Genomic DNA, 1,571 nt, shown 5'->3' with positions numbered 1-1,571 from the left:
TTATTATTCCCACTCGGCGTGTTCTTTGTAGATATTAAACATTTTTGTTTAAGTTTTATGTTTATTCTACCGATATTTTATCTCAATTACATATATTATTCCGGCTTACTGATTTACTGTTGCCAAAGTGTTGCAACGCTTTTATGATACCAATCTCATCCGGATAAAGCAATCTTTTTCTGAAGTTTTTTCCTATCTTTCCAACAACCTTCTACTAATATCCGAAGCACTGTAAAGCACTCTTACTACAACCACTTTATCATCTTCAATCACATAAAAAGCAGAAAAATTGTCTATCGGAAACTGTCTTAATCCCATGCTATGTTCCGGCTCTGATTCCATCACCCGCACTCGCTCTGGAAACATATCTAATCCTTCAATCGCCTTTGCAATTCGGTTATATTGTCCCATTGCATTTTCCGATGCTTGTAGTTGCTCTGCAATATAGGAATAAATTTCTTCCATATCAGCCAATGCTTTATCGGTAATTTGTACTTTATACTGCATGATATCAATGATTCTCCCGGAACTTTGCAAATGCGGAAGCTGCATCCTGCACTCTGCCTGCCTTAACATCATCGTATCCTTCATGTAGCTTTGCATGAATTTCTTCTACATTCATCAGATCAGCATTAACAGATACAGGTGCTTTTGGCAGAGTTACAGAAAAAGGAATACCACCAGTCAACGAAATCTGATTTAAATACATATCGATTGCTGTCGACATTGGGATTCCTAAACGTGACAACACATCTTCTGCACGCTGTTTTACACTTGGATTTACTCTCAAATTTAAAGTTGCTGATTTTTCCATTTGCATTCATCTCCTTTATCTAATTGTAACGCATTTGTTGTTACTATTCAACTGTAATTTGCAATATTATTTACCAAGCACTAAATCATATCTACATCCTATATCAGTTATATTATCATTTACATCTGTTCTTCTTTAAGCAAAACTTACATTCTTCTGTTCCTACACATCCAGGTAGACCTGAAATTGAGCATTCTACTCTTTTAACTCTACCACGTGACATATATCTTATAAAGTTTCTACACAAATCTTCTTCCTTTAACAGTTCCTTAGAATTTTCAGAAACATAATATTCACACGGTTCATCAACAATTGTACATCTTATTTTTTGGCACAAGCACATACTTTTGGCATATAAAGTAAGCGCTTTATAATCGACCGGATAGCAAAAATCCAACTTTTGTGAGATACTTCAGATACTTGGAGTAATTCACTTCATATCTGGTTCTCAGATTCACAAAAGCTATGCTTCAATCTCTCAGCTTCTGTCGCTTTTGGTGTACCTGATTACTCTAAAGTCTCACATTGGAGGATATGAATCAAATGAGTACAACTTCAAACAATGAGCAATGGCTGGAACTGATCACACAGTGCAGGGCCAGTGGCCTTACTGACCGCCAATGGTGCATACAAAACGGGATTCCCGTCAGCACGTTTTACTAGCCGCTCAAGAAGTTCTATACGTTTTTATTTGTCGATTGTCTGTACGTGTCAGTCCGCAAGGAGATGGAGACAAAAAGCTGTGCCGTTTATGTCA

General features: G+C 36.9%; 3 protein-coding genes. 1 reads left to right on the top strand and 2 read right to left on the bottom strand.

Annotated features, from left to right (window positions below; genetic code table 11):
- Positions 1 to 192 precede the first annotated feature (192 nt).
- Together G614_RS0123990 and G614_RS0123985 are read right to left on the bottom strand one after the other, a co-directional pair.
- The gene (locus G614_RS0123990; protein WP_080664617.1) at positions 193 to 507 is read right to left on the bottom strand and encodes a type II toxin-antitoxin system RelE/ParE family toxin; all 315 of its coding nucleotides are present in this window, start codon (positions 505 to 507) and stop codon (positions 193 to 195) included.
- 4 nt (positions 508 to 511) lie between these two features.
- Positions 512 to 814, bottom strand: a complete 303-nt coding sequence (locus G614_RS0123985) for a type II toxin-antitoxin system RelB/DinJ family antitoxin (RefSeq protein WP_027643887.1) — start codon at positions 812 to 814, stop codon at positions 512 to 514.
- Positions 815 to 1,348: 534 nt separating this feature from the next.
- Here G614_RS0123985 and tnpA point away from each other — a divergent pair.
- Positions 1,349 to 1,477 carry an IS66 family insertion sequence element accessory protein TnpA gene (gene tnpA / locus G614_RS35250; RefSeq protein WP_420341547.1) on the top strand — a complete coding sequence of 43 codons (129 nt, stop codon included), beginning with the start codon at positions 1,349 to 1,351 and terminating at the stop codon, positions 1,475 to 1,477.
- Positions 1,478 to 1,571 lie beyond the last annotated feature (94 nt).

The sequence above is a fragment of the [Clostridium] clostridioforme AGR2157 genome (assembly GCF_000424325.1).
Lineage (GTDB): Bacteria > Bacillota > Clostridia > Lachnospirales > Lachnospiraceae > Enterocloster > Enterocloster clostridioformis_A.
Note: the sequence above shows the minus strand (reverse complement) of the source record. Positions and strands in the feature narration are given on the sequence as shown.